The following is a 16,256-nucleotide window of genomic DNA, read 5'->3' on the forward strand; positions in this document are numbered from 1 at the left end:
GGTGCGAGCCCTGCTCGCCGGCGGTGGCACCGCCGGCCACACCTCGCCCCTGCTCGCCACGGCGGCCGTCCTGCGCGACGAGGGGGTGGAGGTCACCTGCCTCGGCACCCCCCGTGGCCTGGAGACCACGCTCATCCCGGAGGCCGGGTTCCCGCTCGAGCTGGTGCCCCCGGTGCCGCTGCCGCGACGTCCCGGGATGGCCATGCTCCGGGTGCCCGGCCGTCTGCGCGCCGCCGTCGCCCAGACGCAGGAGGTCTTCGAGCGCGTCAAGCCGCACGTGGTCGTGGGGTTCGGCGGCTACGTGTCGGTGCCCGCCTACCTCGTCGCCCGGCGGATGCGCATCCCGCTGGTGGTGCACGAGGGCAACGCCAAGCCCGGCATCGCCAACCGGCTCGGGGCGCGCTTCACGACCCACGTGGCCACCAGCTTCCCCGACACGCCGCTGCGGCACGGGCGCTACGTCGGCCTGCCGATCCGGCGCCAGATCTCCGGGCTCGACCGTGCGGCCTCGCGGGCGGAGGGCCGAGCGCACTTCGGGCTCGACCCGGACCGTCCGACGCTCCTCGTCACGGGCGGCTCGCAGGGTGCCCGACGCATCAACCACGCGGTCAGCGGGGCTGCGCGTGACCTCGCAGAGGCCGGCATCCAGGTGCTGCACGCCGCCGGTCGTCCCGACGAGGTGGTGCTCGACCGTCCGGAGGGCGCGCCGCCCTACGTGGTGGAGCAGTACATCGACCGGATCGACCTCGCCTACGCCGCGGCCGACCTCGTGGTGTGCCGCGCGGGCGCCAACACGGTCACCGAGGTCGCGGCCGTGGGCCTCCCTGCGGCCTTCGTCCCGCTGCCGATCGGCAACGGCGAGCAGGCGCTCAACGCCCATCCCGTGGTCCAGGCCGGCGGCGGGCTGCTGATCGACGACGAGGCCATGACGCCGTCGTGGGTCGACCACGTGGTCGTCCCGCTCGTGCAGGACACGGAGCGCCTGGCCGCGATGTCGGCGGCCGCGCGCGACCTCGTGCCGCGCGACGCCGACGTCCGTCTCGCCCGCATGGTGGTCGCCGCCGCCGGACGGCAGCTGGGCCGATGAAGGTCCCCTTCCCCGACGCCGTGCCCGGACCCGACCAGCTGGGCCGCGTGCACCTCGTCGGCATCGGCGGCGCCGGACTGTCGGCGATCGCCCGGCTCATGGCGCAGCAGGGAGTGTCGGTCAGCGGCAGCGACGCCGCCGACACCGACGTCGTCCGGGCTCTGCGGTCCGAGGGCATCACCGTGCACGTCGGTCACGCGGCCGAGCACGTGGCGGGTGTCGACACCGTGATCGTCTCGACCGCGGTCCGCGAGGACAATCCCGAGGTCGTCGCTGCCCGCGCGGCCGGCGCGCGCCTCTGGCCCCGGTCGGCCGGGCTGCGCTCGGTGATGTCCGGCCGACGGACCGTCGCCGTGGCGGGCACCCATGGCAAGACCACCACCACCGCGATGCTCACGTGCGCCCTGGTGGGCGCGGGCGCGGAGCCGTCCTTCGCGATCGGTGCGGAGGTCGCGAGCCTCGGCACGAACGCCCGGCTCGGCGCGGGCCACCTCCTCGTCGCCGAGGCCGACGAGAGCGACGGGGCCTTCCTGCACTACGAGCCCGCCGTGGCCGTCGTCACCAACGTCGACGCCGACCACCTGGACGTCTGGGGCACCGAGGAGGCGTACGCGGCCGCCTTCGACGAGTTCGTCGGCACCGTCGCTGAGCTGCTCGTCGTCAGCTCCGACGACCCCGGTGCGGCGGCCCTCGTCGCGGTCGGGCGGGCTCGTGGCCTCGACGTGGTGACCACGGGCATCGACCCGACGCGGGACCTCGACCACCCCGACCACGACCTCCGGGCCCGCGACGTCCGTGTCGTGGACGGCGCCACCACCTTCCTCGTCGACGGCATGGGCCTGTCCGGCCTTCCGGTGCAGCTGGCCGTGCCTGGTGCGCACTACGCCCAGGACGCCCTGCTGGCCCTGGCCGTCGGGCTGCGTCTCGGACACCCTCCCGACGCCCTCGTGGCCGGCCTGGCCACGTACGGGGGAGCCCGACGCCGCATGGAGCGCCTCGGCGCCGTCGACGGCGTCACGGTCTACGACTCGTACGCGCACCATCCCACCGAGATCCGTGCCGACCTGGCGGCCGCCAGGTCGCTCGCCGGGGACGGCCGCCTCGTCGTCGTCTACCAGCCGCACCTGGTCAGCCGCACCCGTCGCTACGGCGCGGAGATGGGGCAGGCCCTCTCGTCCGCCGATCGCGTGGTGGTGGCCGACCTGTACCTCGCGCGGGAGGATCCCGATCCTGCTGTCACGGCCGCGCTCGTGGTCGACGCCGTCCACGGACCGCCGGCGTCGGCCGGTGGACCGGTCGAGTCGGTGCACGTGGCGCTCCTGCCCGAGCTGGGCGACGGCGACCTCGTGCTCACCCTCGGGGCCGGCGACGTCACCACGGTCGGACCGCGCATCCTCGAGGGTCTACGGACCCGCGAGGCGCCGGGAGCATGAGCGAGGAACGGTTCGCCCTCCGGCGACGACAGGACCGCCGTCGGCGCCTGCTGCGCTGGCTGGGGGGCGTGCTCGGCGTCGCCGCGGTCGTCGGTCTCGTGTGGGTGATCTGGTTCTCGGACGTGCTCGGTGTCCGCACGGTGCAGGTGGAGGGACTCAGCACCTTGAAGCCCGACCAGGTGCGCACCGCGGCCGCCCTGACCCGCGGCACTCCGCTCGCGCGGGTCGACACGTCGGCGGCCGCGGCCCGCGTGGCCCGGCTCGAGCGCGTCGAGCACGTCGAGGTCGAGCGCAGCTGGCCGCGCACCGTCACGGTGGTCGTCACCGAGCGGACGGCGGTGGCCTGGACGAGCGTCGACGGCCAGGTCCGGGCCCTCGACCGGTTCGGCGTGGACTTCCGGACCCTGTCGAAGGAGCCGAAGCAGCTGGTGGAGGTCGCCACGACCGCCACCGAACCACGGCAGCGCCAGCTGGCGCTCGTGGCGGCGGCGTCGGTCGTCTCCCGGCTCAGGACCGACGCGCCCGCTCTCATGAAGCTTGTGCAGTCGGTCGACGCGCCGAGCCGTGACGCCGTCACGCTGGACCTGACCAAGGGCCGCACCGTCACGTGGGGGAGCGCAGCCAAGCCGGAGCAGAAGATCCGGGTCCTCGAGGCGCTGCTGCGGATCGACGCGACCGGGTACGACGTGAGCGCGCCCGAGCAGCCGACCACGCGCCAGTAGGTCCAGCCGTCGGTCTCGGCGGAGACCGCACGGCAACGAACCGGCGACACGCGGCGTGTCTGCGGGGTGGCCGTCGTGGTCGCGCGTAGCGTGAGCGTCAGACAGCAGGTTGACATAACTATAACCCTGTCGTTGACGTTAAGACTTGAACCCCATCGGCCCCAGAGCCAGCTCACCTCTCCTGAAAGGCATCGCACATGGCGGTCCAGAACTACCTCGCCGTGATCAAGGTCGTCGGCATCGGCGGCGGCGGCGTGAACGCCGTGAACAGGATGATCGAGGTCGGCCTCAAGGGCGTCGAGTTCATCGCGATCAACACCGACGCGCAGGCCCTGCTCATGAGCGACGCCGACGTGAAGCTCGACGTCGGCCGTGACTCGACCCGTGGGCTCGGCGCCGGCGCCAACCCCGAGATCGGCAAGCGCGCCGCCGAGGACCACGCGGAGGAGATCGAGGCCGCCATCAAGGGCGCCGACATGGTCTTCGTCACCGCGGGCGAGGGCGGCGGCACCGGAACCGGCGGTGCGCCGGTCGTCGCCCGCATCGCGCGCTCCCTCGGTGCCCTGACGATCGGCGTCGTCACGCGCCCGTTCACCTTCGAGGGCCGCAACCGCTCCGGGCAGGCCGATGCCGGCATCCAGGCGCTGCGCGAGGAGGTCGACACCCTCATCGTCATCCCGAACGACCGGCTGCTGTCGATCAGCGACCCCAACGTGAGCCTGCTGGACTCGTTCCGCCAGGCCGACCAGGTGCTGCACCAGGGCGTGTCGGGCATCACCGACCTGATCACCACGCCGGGCCTGATCAACCTCGACTTCGCCGACGTCAAGTCCGTCATGTCCGACGCGGGCTCGGCCCTCATGGGCATCGGCTCGGCGCGCGGTGAGCAGCGCGCGGCGGTCGCCGCCGAGATGGCCGTCTCCAGCCCGCTGCTCGAGGCGTCGATCGAGGGGGCCCGTGGGGTCCTGCTCTCCATCGCCGGCGGCTCCGACCTCGGCCTGTTCGAGATCAACGAGGCAGCCGGCCTCGTCGCCGACGCCGTGGACCCCGAGGCCAACATCATCTTCGGTGCCGTCATCGACGACGCCCTGGGCGACGAGGTCCGGGTGACCGTGATCGCGGCCGGGTTCGACGGTGGCGAGCCGAAGTCGCGCGACTCCTCCCAGCCGGCGCTGCTCAAGGAGCAGGGTGCCCAGGAGCAGGCCGCCACGCCTCCGCCCACGGCCGAGACCTACACCGGCGGCAAGTACTCCGCGTCCACGCAGGCCGACCCGGTGCCCTCGGGCGACCCCCGGTCCGTGCCGGCCCGTGAGCCGCGCGAGGTGCCCTACGGCGACGACCTCGACATCCCGGACTTCCTGCGCTGAGCAGGGCGTCGGGGCACGCGGCTACCGTCGGGGACGTGTTCTTCCACCGCGACGACCTGGGGTGGGCCGAGATCGGCTTCACCGATGCCTCGACCGACTTGGGGCGCACGGACGACCCCGAGCACGTCGCCACCCGTCGGCGGGTGGCCGAGACGCTCCGGGGTGGGGAGGCGACCGAGCGGCTCGAGGTGGCTTCGATGCACCAGGTGCACGGGGCCGACGTCGTGTCGGTGCGGCGGGAGTCGCCGGGGGCATCGTCACCGGCCCCCACGGCCGACGCGCTCGTCACGGGCGACGCCGACGTCGCGCTGGTGGTGCGGGTGGCCGACTGCACGCCGATCGTCCTGGTCGGCGAGGTGGATCGCCGGGCCGCCGTCGTCCACGCAGGGCGCGAGGGGCTCGTGCGGGGTGTCGTGCCCGCAGCGGTCCAGGCGCTGGGCCTCGGCGAGCGTCCGTCCCAGCTCCACGCCTGGGTCGGTCCCCGAGCCTGCGGACGCTGCTACGAGCTCCCGGAGGAGATGGCCGACGCCGTCGAGGCGGCCGTGCCCGGCACCCGGTCCACCACGTCGTGGGGGACACCAGCGGTCGACGTCGGAGCCGGCGTGGTCTCCCAGCTGCGGACGCTCGGCGTGACCGTGCACGACATCGGCCGCGACGTGTGCACGATCGAGGACGACCGCTTCTGGTCCCACCGCCGCCAGGGCGAGGCCGCGGGCCGCATGGGCGCCGTCGTCGTCCTGCGTCACTGGACGAAGGAGAGACAGCCATGAGCCGTCACGACGAGCTGGCCGCCAACCTGGCCGAGGTGCGCGAGCGGGTCGACGCCGCGTGCGCCGCTGCCGGCCGTGAGTCGGCGGACGTGACCACGATCGTGGTCACCAAGACCTACCCGGCCTCCGACGTCGCGCTGCTGGCCGAGCTCGGCGTCACCGACGTGGGGGAGAACCGTCACCCCGAGGCCGGCGACAAGCGGGCCGAGCTCGACGACCTCCTCGCCGACGGAGTCGCCGCGCCGCGCCTGCACTTCGTCGGGGGCCTGCAGACCAACAAGGCCGGGGCGGTGGCGCGCTACGCGGACGTGGTGCAGAGCGTCGACCGGGCCAAGCTGGCCCGATCCCTGTCCCGTGGGGCCGAGGCGGCCGAGCGTGACCTCGAGGTGCTGCTCCAGGTCGACTTCGACCTCGCCGACCCCGGTCGCTCCGGCGCGGCGCCCGCCGACGTGCCGGCCCTGGCCGACCTGGTGGCGGAGCTGCCGCGGTTGCACCTGGGTGGCCTCATGACCGTCGCGCCCCTCGGTGTGGAGCCGCGGCCGGTGTTCGAGCAGCTGCGTGAGCTCGGTGACGCGGTGCGCGCGACCCACCCGGGCGCGGACGTCGTCTCGGCCGGCATGAGCGGCGACTTCGAGGACGCCGTCGCCGCCGGCGCGACACACCTGCGAATCGGGCGCGCGGTCCTGGGGGAGAGGGCATCTCTCCGGTAATCTCACCAGTGTCGTTCACGACACTTCGACCACCCGCTCACCGGCGACCCTCACCTGCAAACCACGGAGACATCATGGCTGGCGCAATGCGAAAAGTAGGCGAGTACCTCGGCCTGGTCGAGCAGGCCGACTACGACGAGTTCGACGACGAGCCCACCGGGCCGATCGCCGTCCGGCGCGACGACGAGCGCAGCGCCGCCGTCGTGCGCACCCCCGAGCGTCGGGCCCAGGTCGCGTCGATCGACGAGCACCGCCGCGCGCCTCGCGCCGTCGAGCCGGCCCCGTCGATGCTCGCGCGCATCGAGACGGTCACGCCGCGGACCTACAACGACGCCCGCACCGTCGGTGACCACTACCGGTCCGGCGTGCCGGTCATCATGAACCTCTCCGAGATCGACGACGACGACGCCAAGCGCCTGGTCGACTTCGCCGCTGGCCTCGTCTTTGCCGTGCATGGCACGATCAACCGTGTCACCGCCAAGGTCTTCCTGCTGTCGCCCGAGAACATCGAGGTGACCGACGAGGACAAGCAGCGCATCGCTGCGGGCGGGTTCTACAACCACGGCTAGGGAGACATGGCGCTGAACTCCATCGGGCAGGTCATCAGCTTCATCCTGCTCGTCTGCATCCTCGTGCTCCTCGCGCGGTTCATCCTGGACTGGGTCCAGCTGCTGGCGCGCTCCTGGCGCCCCAGCGGGGCCGTGGCGGTCCTCTGCGAGGGCATCTACACCGTCACCGACCCGCCGCTGCGCGTGGTCCGTGGCGTGATCCCGCCCATCCGTCTGGGTGGGGCGGCGCTCGACCTCTCGCCGATGATCCTGCTGGTCGTCATCTACATCCTGCAGGCGATCGTCAACCGCACCATGGTGCAGTGACGTGCCGGTGGATCCGGCTCGACTGGGACGGGTGTGGCAGCAGTGAACGGTGACCGAGTACGGTGGGTCAGAACCACAGATCTTGCGACGAAACCACGACACGAGGTGAACTCATGCCCCTGACGCCAGAGGACGTGCGCAACAAGCGCTTCACTCCGGTACGTCTCCGCGAGGGTTACGACATGGGCGAGGTGGACCAGTTCCTCGACGAGGTCGAAGCCGAGCTGGAGCGACTCACCGTCGAGAACGAGGAGCTGCGTGCCAAGGTCGCCGCTGCCTCGACCGGCGAGCCCACCGGCCTGATCCCGGCGATCAAGCCCGAGCCGACGCCGCAGCCCGTGGCCGCCGAGCCCGAGCCCGAGCCGACCCCCGAGCCCGAGCCGGAGCCGGTCGTCGAGAAGAAGCCCGAGCCCGAGCCGGAGCCCACTCCTGCACCCGTCGTGGCGGCTGCGCCCGCGCGCAGCAGCATGGGTGAGGCGTCCACCGCCGCGGCACGTCTGCTGGAGATCGCGTCCAACAACGCGGACCAGCTGATGGAGCAGGCCAAGGAGGAGGCCGACCGCATCGTCGGTGAGGCCCGCACCAAGGCCGAGCGCCTGACGAACGAGTCGCGCGGCAAGGCCGACCGGCTCGAGACCGACGCCCGCATCCGCGCGCAGAAGCTCGACGACGAGACGAACGAGCGTCGCCAGCAGGCGGTCGCGGCCATCGAGCGGGAGCGCTACGAGCTCCAGCGCGAGGTCGAGCACCTGCGGGCGTACGAGCGTGAGTACCGGGCCCGGCTCAAGAACTACTTCCAGAGCCAGCTCGACCAGCTCGCGGCCAACGAGAACACCCCGGCCCCGGCGCAGAATCAGAACGACGGCTCGCCCCGTCGTCTGCGCTCGCTGCTCGGCGACGAGGACAGCAACGCCTCGCTCTGAGTCGCAGCCACCACGCAGGGCCCGCCACCGTCACGGTGGCGGGCCTTCGTGCGTCGCCGGGTGGGTCTTCGCGTGCTGCTGCGTTGCTGTGGGTGGGTCTTCGCCGCTGCTGCGTGGTTGTGGGTGGGTCTTCGCCGCTGCTTCGTCGTTGTGGGTGGGTCTTCGCGTGCTGCTGCGTCGCTGTGGCTCCGAGTGGGTGTGGTCTCCGAAAGGGCCTCGACCGGGGCAGGGGGTCTGGGCTCGGGTGGGTCTGCGGGGTGCGGCTGGGCCTTCGCTCGCTGCTGCGGCGCTGTGACGCCGAGTGGGGTCGTTCTCCGAAAGGGCCTCGACCGGAGCAGGGGGTCTCGACCCGGGTGGGTCTGCGGGGCGTGGCCACGATTCTTCATCTGTGCGGGATCCACGCACGATTCTTCCTTTGCGTGGACCGTGCCTCGTGAAGGGAGAATCGTGGCGACGACGAGGGCCCCGAGCGGGCAGGGATTCTACCTTCGCGTGGAACGGTCCGCGTAGAAGGAGAATCCCTGCCCACCGGTCGACGAGTCGCCCCGGATGGACGCAGGATTCTGCCTTCGCGTGCTGAAGCCGAACGATGCTGCGTCCACGACGGGATCCGACCACGAACGCAGCATCCTTCGCCCCGTCACGCACGAACGCAGAATCTTGCGTCCGCGGGCAGCCGCGCTCCGAGAGCTCGTCCGACTCCGGACCCCGCCGCCGGTCGAGGCCCTTTCGGAGGCCGACCCGGCTCCGAGTCACAGCGACGCAGCCGCAGGATGAACGTTCACCGCGGGGCGACGTCGACCGGGGAGCGGTGCTCGCGGCGATGCGGCTACAGGCGAAGACCTACCCACAGCGTCGTAGCAGCCTGGCAGGACCCAGCCGATCTCCGCAGCAGCACGGGAACCTCACCCCAGCACGGAGAGCAAGCCGTGCGGACGTGAGAAACCCGTGCGCGGCGGGAGATTCCCAGGTCGACCTGGGAATCTCCCGCACTCTGGCGGGGTGGGTCAGGCCTTCGTGACCGTGACGCGGGCGGTCGCGCCGGTGACGTCGATCGGGGTGCCGTCGGGGAGGTCGCCCAGGGAGACCGAGGTCGCCAGGGTCTCGCCCGCGACGAGCGCCTCGTGGGTGCGGACGGCGGCCAGCACGGCGTCGTCGCCGTCCAGGTGCAGCGCGATGCGGTCGGAGACGGACAGGCCGGCGTCGCGCCGGGCCTGCTGCACGCCGCGCACGACGTCGCGCGCCAGGCCCTCGGCCTCCAGCTCCGGCGTCACCGTGGTGTCCAGCGCCACGAAGCCGCCGCCCGGCAGCACCGCGATCTCCGTGCCACCGGAGGACCCGGCCACTTGCTCGAGCGTGTACTCGCCCTCCTGCAGCTCGATGCCGCCGGACGTGACGGTGCCGTCGTCGGCGACCGACCAGTCGTCGGTCTTCGACCCGCGGATCGCGTGCTGGACGTCCTTGCCCAGCCGGGGTCCGGCCGCGCGGGCGTGCACGGTCAGACGCGACGTCAGCCCGTGGGCGGCCGCCTCGTCGGAGTCGGCCGCGATCAGCCGCACGTGCTTCACGTTGAGCTCGCGGGCCACCACGGACTCGAAGCCCTCGAGGGCGCCGGGATCGGGCACGGCCACCTCGAGCGACGCGAGCGGGAGCCGCACCCGCAGGGCCGATGCCTTGCGCAGCGCCGAACCGGTCGAGCAGACGGCGCGGACCTGGTCCATCGCGTCGACGAGGGCGTCGTCGCGCACGTAGGCGTCGGCGTCGGGCCAGTCGGTGAGGTGCACCGACCGTCCACCGGTGAGACCGCGCCAGATCTCCTCCGTCGTCAGGGGGAGCAGGGGGGCGACGACCTGGCAGACGGTCTCCAGGACCGTGTGCAGCGTGTCGAACGGCGCCTTCTGCTCGGCCGTGAGCTCAGCGCCGGCGTCGGCCAGCCAGAAGCGCTCCCGCGAGCGTCGGATGTACCAGTTCGTGAGCACGTCGAGGAACTCGCGGGTCGACTCGCAGGCCTCCGCGATCGCGTAGTCGTCGAGCTGGGACGTCATGTCGCGCACCCACCGGCCCAGCTTGGCCAGCACGTAGCGGTCGAGCGGGTCGCTCGGAGCCGACGTGAGCGGCTGCCCCTCGTAGCCGGCGGCGTTGGCGTAGAGACCGAGGAACGCCCAGCTGTTCCAGAGCGGGATCATCACCTGGCGGACGCAGTCGCGGATGCCCTGCTCGGTGACCACGAGGTTGCCGCCCCGCAGGATCGGCGACGCCATGAGGAACCAGCGCATCGCGTCGGCGCCGTCGCGGTCGAAGACCTCCGAGACGTCGGGGTAGTTGCGCAGGGACTTGCTCATCTTGTTGCCGTCGGACCCGAGCACGATGCCGTGGCTGATGCACGCCTCGAACGCGGGACGGTCGAACAGCGCCGTGGCCAGCACGTGAAGCGTGTAGAACCAGCCGCGCGTCTGGCCGATGTACTCGACGATGAAGTCAGCGGGGAAGTGATCCTCGAACCAGTCGCCGTTCTCGAACGGGTAGTGGACCTGGGCGAAGGACATGGAGCCCGAGTCGAACCAGACGTCGAGCACGTCGGGCACGCGACGCATCATCGACCGGCCGGTCGGGTCGTCGGGGTTCGGGCGCACCAGGTCGTCCACGTACGGGCGGTGGAGGTCGGGGACGCCGTCCTTCATCGGGAGCGTGCCGAAGTCCCGTTCCAGCTCCTCGAACGAGCCGTAGACGTCGAGCCGCGGGTAGGCGGGGTCGTCGCTCTTCCACACGGGAACGGGGGAGCCCCAGAAGCGGTTGCGCGTGATCGACCAGTCGCGCGCGTTCTCGAGCCACTTGCCGAACTGGCCGTCGCGGATGTGGTCGGGGACCCAGCGGATCTGCTGGTTCAGCTCGACCATCCGGTCCTTGAACGCCGTGACCTGGACGAACCACGACTCCACCCCCTTGTAGATGAGGGGCTCGCGGCAGCGCCAGCAGTGCGGGTAGGAGTGGTCGTACGTCTCGCGGCGCAGCAGGATCGTGCCGGGGGAGACCGAGCCGGTGCCGTTCTTCAGGTCGTCGATGACGTGCGGGTTGGCGTCGAAGACCTGCATGCCCTCGTAGTCGGTGACCGGCACGGTGAAGCGGCCGTCCTTGCCCACGGGCATGACGGCCACGATGCCCTCGCGGTCGGTGACCTCCTTGTCGACCTCGCCGAACGCACCGGCGCTGTGCACGAGGCCCGTGCCGTCGGTGGTGGTCACGGCGTCGTCGGCGGCCACGACGCGGAACGCGTTCTCGTGACCGGCGAAGTAGCCGAACGGCGGGGTGTACGACAGCCCGAGGAGGTCGGCGCCGGTGCCGCGCCAGACCACGGTGGGCTCGTCGCCGAGCTCGCGGGCGTAGGCGCCGAGGCGTGCCTCGGCCAGGACCATCCGGGTCGTGCCATCCGCCGCCCGTGGCCCGGCACCCCCGCCGGCGTCGTGCTCCACCGCGACGTAGTCGATGTCCGTCCCGACCATGACCGCCAGGTTGCTGGGCAGCGTCCAGGGCGTGGTGGTCCAGATCATCAGGCGCGCACCCTCGAGCTCGCCCGGTGTGGTGATCTGGAACCCGACGGTGACCGCCGGGTCCTGACGGTTCTGGTAGACGTCGTCGTCCATCCGCAGCTCGTGGTTGGACAGCGGCGTCTCGTCGTTCCAGCAGTAGGGCAGCACGCGGAAGTCCTCGTACACGAGGCCCTTGTCGTGCAGCTGCTTGAACGCCCAGATGACCGACTCCATGTACTCGGGGTTCAGGGTCCGGTAGTCGTTCTCGAAGTCCACCCACCGGGCCTGGCGGGTCACGTACTCCTCCCACTCGCCGGTGTACTTCAGCACCGAGGCGCGGCAGGCCTCGTTGAACCGGTCGATGCCCATCTCGACGATCTCGTCGGTCGTCTTGATGCCGTTGAGGCGCATGGCCTCGAGCTCGGCGGGCAGACCGTGCGTGTCCCAGCCGAACCGGCGCTCGACCTTGCGGCCCCGCATGGTCTGGTACCGCGGGACCACGTCCTTCACGTAGCCGGTCAGCAGGTGGCCGTAGTGCGGGAGTCCGTTGGCGAACGGGGGACCGTCGTAGAAGACGAACTCGTTCGAGCCGTCGGCGCCACCGTCGCGAGCCTCCACGCTCGCCCGGAAGGTGCCGTCGCTCTTCCAGTACGCGAGGACGCGCTCCTCGATCTCGGGGAAGCGAGGGGTGGAGGGGACGGCGGTCGCGGGCTGGTCGGTGCCCGTCTGAGCCTTCGGGTAGGTCATGGCGGCTGCTCCTCGGTGGTCTGCTCTGCTCGAGGACGACCCCGAAGGACCGCGGTACCACCTCGGTTGCCACCCCCGGACCTGCCGGCTGCGACCACTCGTCGAACGGCTGTGACGGGCCACCCGTCCGGTTCTACTGAGGGCCCGCGAGGGGCCCGGTTCTTCCGGAAGCTCGCCGCTGATGACGGCTCGAACGCTGTGCCTGACAGGGTACCCCGCAGACGGGGGAGCCGGCGCACAGGGCGAAGTTGTGCGGTGGACCCGCCGGGTCTACTGTCTGGCCATGCCCAAGACCACCCTGGCCGTGCGGGCGGACGAAGATCCGTGGACCGCCGACGAGACCGCGGCCATCCGCGTCGAGCTGGAGGACGACCTCCTCCGCCTGCGCAAGGAGCTCGACCTCTCCGCCAAGGAGCTGCAGGACCTGCTGCGTGACGGCGTCGACGGTGCCGGCAACGACCAGGCCGACGTCGGTTCCAACAGCCTCGAGCGTGACGCCGAGATGTCCCTCGCCGCCAACCAGCGCGAGCTGCTGCTGCAGACCGAGAAGGCCCTCGACCGGCTCGGCAAGGGCACCTACGGCGTGTGCGAGGTGTGTGGCGAGGCGATCGGCAAGATGCGTCTGCAGGCCTTCCCCCGCGCCACGCTGTGCAAGGAGTGCAAGCAGCGCGAGGAGCGTCGCTGAGCCGAGCCCGGCTCGTGTGGTGGCACGTGGGACGATGACCCACGACATGCCTGAATCCTCCGACGCGGTCCCCGAGTCCTCCGACGCGATGCCCGAGCCTTCCGACGCCGTGCCCGCGCCCCGCCGCCGCGTGCTCCCGCTGTTCCTCGCCGCCGTGGCGGTCGCCTGGATCGTCGACCAGGTCACCAAGATCCTGGCCGTCGAGCGGCTGGCCGACCGCGACGAGCCGATCCGGCTCCTGCCCGACGTCCTCGAGCTGACCTTCCTGCGCAACCCCGGCGCCGCCTTCGGCATGGGCGCGTCCATGACCGTCGTCCTCAGCATCGTCTCGGTCGCGGTGTGCGTCGTGGTCGTGCGCATGGCCGCCCGCCTCCGCGACCGGGTCTGGACCGTGGGCCTCGTGCTGCTGCTGGCCGGCGCGCTCGGCAACCTCACCGACCGCATCCTCCGTGAGCCCGGACCCTTCCGTGGCCACGTGGTCGACTTCATCGACTACGGCGGGTTCTTCGTGGGCAACGTGGCCGACATCTATCTCACCGTCGCCGCCGTCCTCGTCGTCGTGCGCACCTGGCAGGGCGTCGGCCTCGACGGCGCACGCACCGACCCGAAGGAGCGCGCGTGAGCGACACCGACCACGGCCAGGAGCCCCACCAGGAACACCGCGTGATCTCCGTGCCCGAGGGACTGGCGGGGGAGCGCGTCGACACGGCGCTCGCGCGTCTGCTGGGTCTCTCACGCACGCGTGCGAGCGAGCTCGTGGCCGACGGGCTCGTGCTCCTCGACGGCCAGGTGCCGCAGAAGTCCGAGCGGGTCGAGCCCGGCGCGATGCTCGAGGCCACCATCCCGGCTCCGCGCACCGCCACCGTCGTGGCCGAGGTCGTGGAGGGCATGAGCATCGTCTTCCAGGACGACGACATCGTCGTCGTCGACAAGCCGGTCGGCGTGGCGGCGCACCCCAGCGTCGGCTGGGAGGGTCCGACCGTGGTCGGTCACCTCGCGGGTGCGGGCGTGCGCATCTCGACGTCGGGCGCACCGGAGCGGCAGGGCATCGTGCAGCGGCTCGACGTCGGCACGAGCGGGCTGATGACGATCGCCAAGTCCGAGCGGGCCTACACGGTGCTCAAGCAGGCGTTCCGCGACCGGACCGTCGAGAAGACGTACCACGCGCTCGTGCAGGGACATCCCGACCCGCACACCGGCACGATCGACGCCCCCATCGCGCGTCACCCCCGGCACGACTTCAAGTTCACGGTGCGCGCGGACGGCCGCCCGAGCATCACCCACTACGACACGCTCGAGGCGCACCGCTTCGCCTCGCTCCTGACGATCAAGCTCGAGACCGGTCGCACCCACCAGATCCGCGTGCACATGAGCGCGCTGCACCATCCGTGCGTCGGTGACCTGCAGTACGGCGCCGATCCCACGCTCGCCGCCCGGGTCGGCCTGGACCGCCAGTGGCTGCACGCCAAGCACCTCGGCTTCGTGCACCCCACGACGGGGGAGCGTGTCGACTTCGAGAGCCCCTACCCCGCGGACCTCGCACAGGCCCTCGACGTCGTCCGCAGTGCTGACTGAGGAGCACCACGATGAGGTACTGGCTCGCGGGAGCCCTCGAGGCGAGGCCGCTGGCCGACGCTCCCGACCTGGCCGCTCCGTCGGTCGTGGCGGCCCTGGCCGCGGCCGGTCTCGACCGCGAGGTCGGCGTGGTGGCGATCGACCCCGCACTGTCGGACACCGCCGCCAACCAGGAGGCCTACGGCGTGCCGACGGAGGCGCTCGCGAACTGCGTGGTCGTGGGCGGTCGTCGTGACGGGCAGGAGCGGGTCGCCGCGTGCGTCGTCCTGGCGTCCACCCGCGCCGACGTGAACGGTGTGGTCAAGCGCGTGCTCGACGTGCGCAAGGCGTCGTTCCTGCCGCACGAGGACGCGGTCGAGCGCACCGGGATGGAGCACGGAGGCATCACCCCGTTCGGCCTGCCGGACGGCTGGCGGGTGCTCGTCGACGCCGCCGTCGTCGCGCAGCCGGTGCTGGTCATGGGCTCGGGCGTCCGGGCGTCCAAGCTGCTCCTGGACGGCTCGGTCCTGCCCCGTGTGCCGGGGGTCGAGGTCGTCGACGACCTCGGTCGCCGCGCCTGAGCCACGTCGTGGCCGGGGAGCCCGACCGGTCTGGGAAGATGAGCGCATGTCCAGCCAGCGCGTGCGCCAGTCCGAGAAGCTGAGGGATGTCCTCTACGACATCCGTGGACCCGTCAGTGCCCGTGCCGCCGCCCTCGAGGCCGAGGGCCACCGCATCCTCAAGCTGAACATCGGCAACCCCCAGCCCTTCGGCTTCGACGCGCCCGCCGAGATCCTCCAGGACGTCATCGCCGCCCTGCCCGGCTCGGCCGGCTACTCCGACTCCCGCGGCATCCAGTCCGCTCGCCGGGCGGTCGTGCACCACTACCAGCTCGTCGACGACTTCCCGGCGATCGACATCGACGACGTGTGGATCGGCAACGGGGTCTCCGAGCTGATCCAGATGGCGCTGCAGGCGCTGCTGGACAACGGCGACGAGGTCCTCATCCCGATCCCCGACTACCCGCTGTGGACCGCGGTCACGAACCTCGCCGGAGGAACGCCGGTCCACTACCGCTGCGACGAGCAGAACGAGTGGAACCCCGACCTCGAGGACCTCGAGTCCAAGATCACCGACCGCACGAAGGTGATCGTCGTCATCAACCCCAACAACCCGACGGGGGCGGTGTACTCGCGGGAGACGCTCGCCGGCATCGCCGACCTCGCCCGCCGGCACGGTCTGGTCCTCATGGCCGACGAGATCTACGACAAGATCCTCTACGACGACGCCCAGCACCACTCCATGGCCGGGATCGCCCCCGACGTGCTCACCCTCACCTTCAACGGCCTGTCGAAGGCCTACCGCGTGTGCGGCTACCGGGCGGCGTGGCTCGTGGTGACCGGTCCGCTGGAGGGCGCCCGCGACTACCTCGAGGGCATCACCCTCCTGGCGTCGATGCGGCTGTGCCCGAACGTGCCCGCGCAGAACGCGATCCAGGTGGCGCTCGGTGGCTACCAGAGCATCAAGGACCTGGTGCTCCCCGGTGGGCGTCTGGTCGAGCAGCGCGACACGGCCGTCGCGGAGCTGGAGAAGATCCCCGGGGTCTCCGTCGTGCGGCCCAAGGGTGCGCTCTACGTGTTCCCGAGGCTCGACCCCGAGGTGCACCCCATCAAGGACGACCAGCAACTCGTCCTCGACCTGCTGCTGGCCGAGAAGATCCTGCTCACGCAGGGGACCGGGTTCAACTGGCCCGAGCCCGACCACCTGCGCATCGTCACGCTGCCCTGGGCCGCTGACCTCAGCGACGCGATCCAACGACTCGGCAACTTCCTCAGCAGCTATCGACAGGACTGACG

Annotated in this window: 15 protein-coding genes; 14 read left to right on the forward strand and 1 reads right to left on the reverse strand. The window is 71.6% G+C overall.

The window, feature by feature from the left end; genetic code table 11:
* The first annotated feature begins 1 nt into the window (after position 1).
* The 9 genes from murG (at position 2) to NUV38_RS02830 (ending at position 7,887) form a co-directional block, all read left to right on the forward strand.
* Positions 2-1,087 (forward strand): undecaprenyldiphospho-muramoylpentapeptide beta-N-acetylglucosaminyltransferase, encoded by a 1,086-nt coding sequence (gene murG / locus NUV38_RS02790; RefSeq protein WP_257727648.1) that lies wholly within the window; start codon positions 2-4, stop codon positions 1,085-1,087.
* Positions 1,084-2,520, forward strand: a complete 1,437-nt coding sequence (gene murC, locus NUV38_RS02795) for a UDP-N-acetylmuramate--L-alanine ligase (RefSeq protein WP_257727649.1) — start codon at positions 1,084-1,086, stop codon at positions 2,518-2,520. Before murG ends, murC begins: the two co-directional genes overlap by 4 nt.
* Complete coding sequence (locus NUV38_RS02800; RefSeq protein ID WP_257727650.1) at positions 2,517-3,242, forward strand: cell division protein FtsQ/DivIB; 726 nt, start codon at positions 2,517-2,519, stop codon at positions 3,240-3,242. Before murC ends, NUV38_RS02800 begins: the two co-directional genes overlap by 4 nt.
* Before the next feature lie 197 nt (positions 3,243-3,439).
* On the forward strand, positions 3,440-4,609 hold the full coding sequence (gene ftsZ / locus NUV38_RS02805) for a cell division protein FtsZ (RefSeq protein WP_257727651.1): 1,170 nt from the start codon (positions 3,440-3,442) through the stop codon (positions 4,607-4,609).
* Between the two features lie 35 nt (positions 4,610-4,644).
* On the forward strand, positions 4,645-5,379 hold the full coding sequence (locus tag NUV38_RS02810) for a polyphenol oxidase family protein (RefSeq protein WP_257727652.1): 735 nt from the start codon (positions 4,645-4,647) through the stop codon (positions 5,377-5,379).
* Complete coding sequence (locus NUV38_RS02815) at positions 5,376-6,089, forward strand: YggS family pyridoxal phosphate-dependent enzyme (RefSeq protein ID WP_257727653.1); 714 nt, start codon at positions 5,376-5,378, stop codon at positions 6,087-6,089. Before NUV38_RS02810 ends, NUV38_RS02815 begins: the two co-directional genes overlap by 4 nt.
* A 74-nt stretch (positions 6,090-6,163) precedes the next feature.
* Positions 6,164-6,658: a cell division protein SepF gene (locus NUV38_RS02820; RefSeq protein ID WP_257727654.1), complete on the forward strand. Its 495-nt coding sequence runs from the start codon at positions 6,164-6,166 to the stop codon at positions 6,656-6,658.
* Between the two features lie 6 nt (positions 6,659-6,664).
* Positions 6,665-6,964, forward strand: a complete 300-nt coding sequence (locus tag NUV38_RS02825) for a YggT family protein (RefSeq protein WP_257727655.1) — start codon at positions 6,665-6,667, stop codon at positions 6,962-6,964.
* Positions 6,965-7,077: 113 nt separating this feature from the next.
* Positions 7,078-7,887, forward strand: a complete 810-nt coding sequence (locus tag NUV38_RS02830; protein ID WP_257727656.1) for a DivIVA domain-containing protein — start codon at positions 7,078-7,080, stop codon at positions 7,885-7,887.
* A 1,007-nt stretch (positions 7,888-8,894) separates the two neighbouring features.
* On the opposite strand, the gene ileS is transcribed toward NUV38_RS02830, so the two are convergent.
* Complete coding sequence (gene ileS, locus NUV38_RS02835) at positions 8,895-12,161, reverse strand: isoleucine--tRNA ligase (RefSeq protein WP_257727657.1); 3,267 nt, start codon at positions 12,159-12,161, stop codon at positions 8,895-8,897.
* A 283-nt stretch (positions 12,162-12,444) separates the two neighbouring features.
* Here ileS and NUV38_RS02840 point away from each other — a divergent pair, with 283 nt between their 5' ends.
* Genes NUV38_RS02840 through NUV38_RS02860 form a run of 5 tightly spaced genes read left to right on the forward strand, consistent with a single transcriptional unit; the run spans position 12,445 to position 16,254 of the window.
* Positions 12,445-12,846 (forward strand): TraR/DksA C4-type zinc finger protein, encoded by a 402-nt coding sequence (locus tag NUV38_RS02840; RefSeq protein ID WP_055965777.1) that lies wholly within the window; start codon positions 12,445-12,447, stop codon positions 12,844-12,846.
* Positions 12,847-12,892: 46 nt separating this feature from the next.
* Positions 12,893-13,468: a signal peptidase II gene (gene lspA, locus NUV38_RS02845; RefSeq protein WP_257727658.1), complete on the forward strand. Its 576-nt coding sequence runs from the start codon at positions 12,893-12,895 to the stop codon at positions 13,466-13,468.
* Positions 13,465-14,421, forward strand: coding sequence for an RluA family pseudouridine synthase (locus NUV38_RS02850; RefSeq protein ID WP_257727659.1), 957 nt, complete (start codon positions 13,465-13,467; stop codon positions 14,419-14,421). Before lspA ends, NUV38_RS02850 begins: the two co-directional genes overlap by 4 nt.
* Before the next feature lie 11 nt (positions 14,422-14,432).
* Positions 14,433-14,981 carry a YbaK/EbsC family protein gene (locus NUV38_RS02855; RefSeq protein ID WP_257727660.1) on the forward strand — a complete coding sequence of 183 codons (549 nt, stop codon included), beginning with the start codon at positions 14,433-14,435 and terminating at the stop codon, positions 14,979-14,981.
* Positions 14,982-15,027: 46 nt separating this feature from the next.
* Complete coding sequence (locus NUV38_RS02860) at positions 15,028-16,254, forward strand: pyridoxal phosphate-dependent aminotransferase (protein ID WP_257727661.1); 1,227 nt, start codon at positions 15,028-15,030, stop codon at positions 16,252-16,254.
* Positions 16,255-16,256: the final 2 nt, after the last annotated feature.

The sequence above is a fragment of the Aeromicrobium sp. 50.2.37 genome (assembly GCF_024655735.1).
Lineage (GTDB): Bacteria > Actinomycetota > Actinomycetes > Propionibacteriales > Nocardioidaceae > Aeromicrobium.

Coding starts and splice junctions, on each gene's coding strand:
- NUV38_RS02800 (WP_257727650.1), top strand. CDS start 2,517: ATGAGCGAGGAACGGTTCGCCCTCCGGCGACGACAGGACCGCCGTCGG.
- lspA (WP_257727658.1), top strand. CDS start 12,893: ATGCCTGAATCCTCCGACGCGGTCCCCGAGTCCTCCGACGCGATGCCC.
- NUV38_RS02825 (WP_257727655.1), top strand. CDS start 6,665: ATGGCGCTGAACTCCATCGGGCAGGTCATCAGCTTCATCCTGCTCGTC.
- ftsZ (WP_257727651.1), top strand. CDS start 3,440: ATGGCGGTCCAGAACTACCTCGCCGTGATCAAGGTCGTCGGCATCGGC.
- NUV38_RS02815 (WP_257727653.1), top strand. CDS start 5,376: ATGAGCCGTCACGACGAGCTGGCCGCCAACCTGGCCGAGGTGCGCGAG.
- NUV38_RS02855 (WP_257727660.1), top strand. CDS start 14,433: ATGAGGTACTGGCTCGCGGGAGCCCTCGAGGCGAGGCCGCTGGCCGAC.
- NUV38_RS02860 (WP_257727661.1), top strand. CDS start 15,028: ATGTCCAGCCAGCGCGTGCGCCAGTCCGAGAAGCTGAGGGATGTCCTC.
- ileS (WP_257727657.1), bottom strand. CDS start 12,161: ATGACCTACCCGAAGGCTCAGACGGGCACCGACCAGCCCGCGACCGCC.
- NUV38_RS02840 (WP_055965777.1), top strand. CDS start 12,445: ATGCCCAAGACCACCCTGGCCGTGCGGGCGGACGAAGATCCGTGGACC.
- NUV38_RS02820 (WP_257727654.1), top strand. CDS start 6,164: ATGGCTGGCGCAATGCGAAAAGTAGGCGAGTACCTCGGCCTGGTCGAG.
- NUV38_RS02830 (WP_257727656.1), top strand. CDS start 7,078: ATGCCCCTGACGCCAGAGGACGTGCGCAACAAGCGCTTCACTCCGGTA.
- murC (WP_257727649.1), top strand. CDS start 1,084: ATGAAGGTCCCCTTCCCCGACGCCGTGCCCGGACCCGACCAGCTGGGC.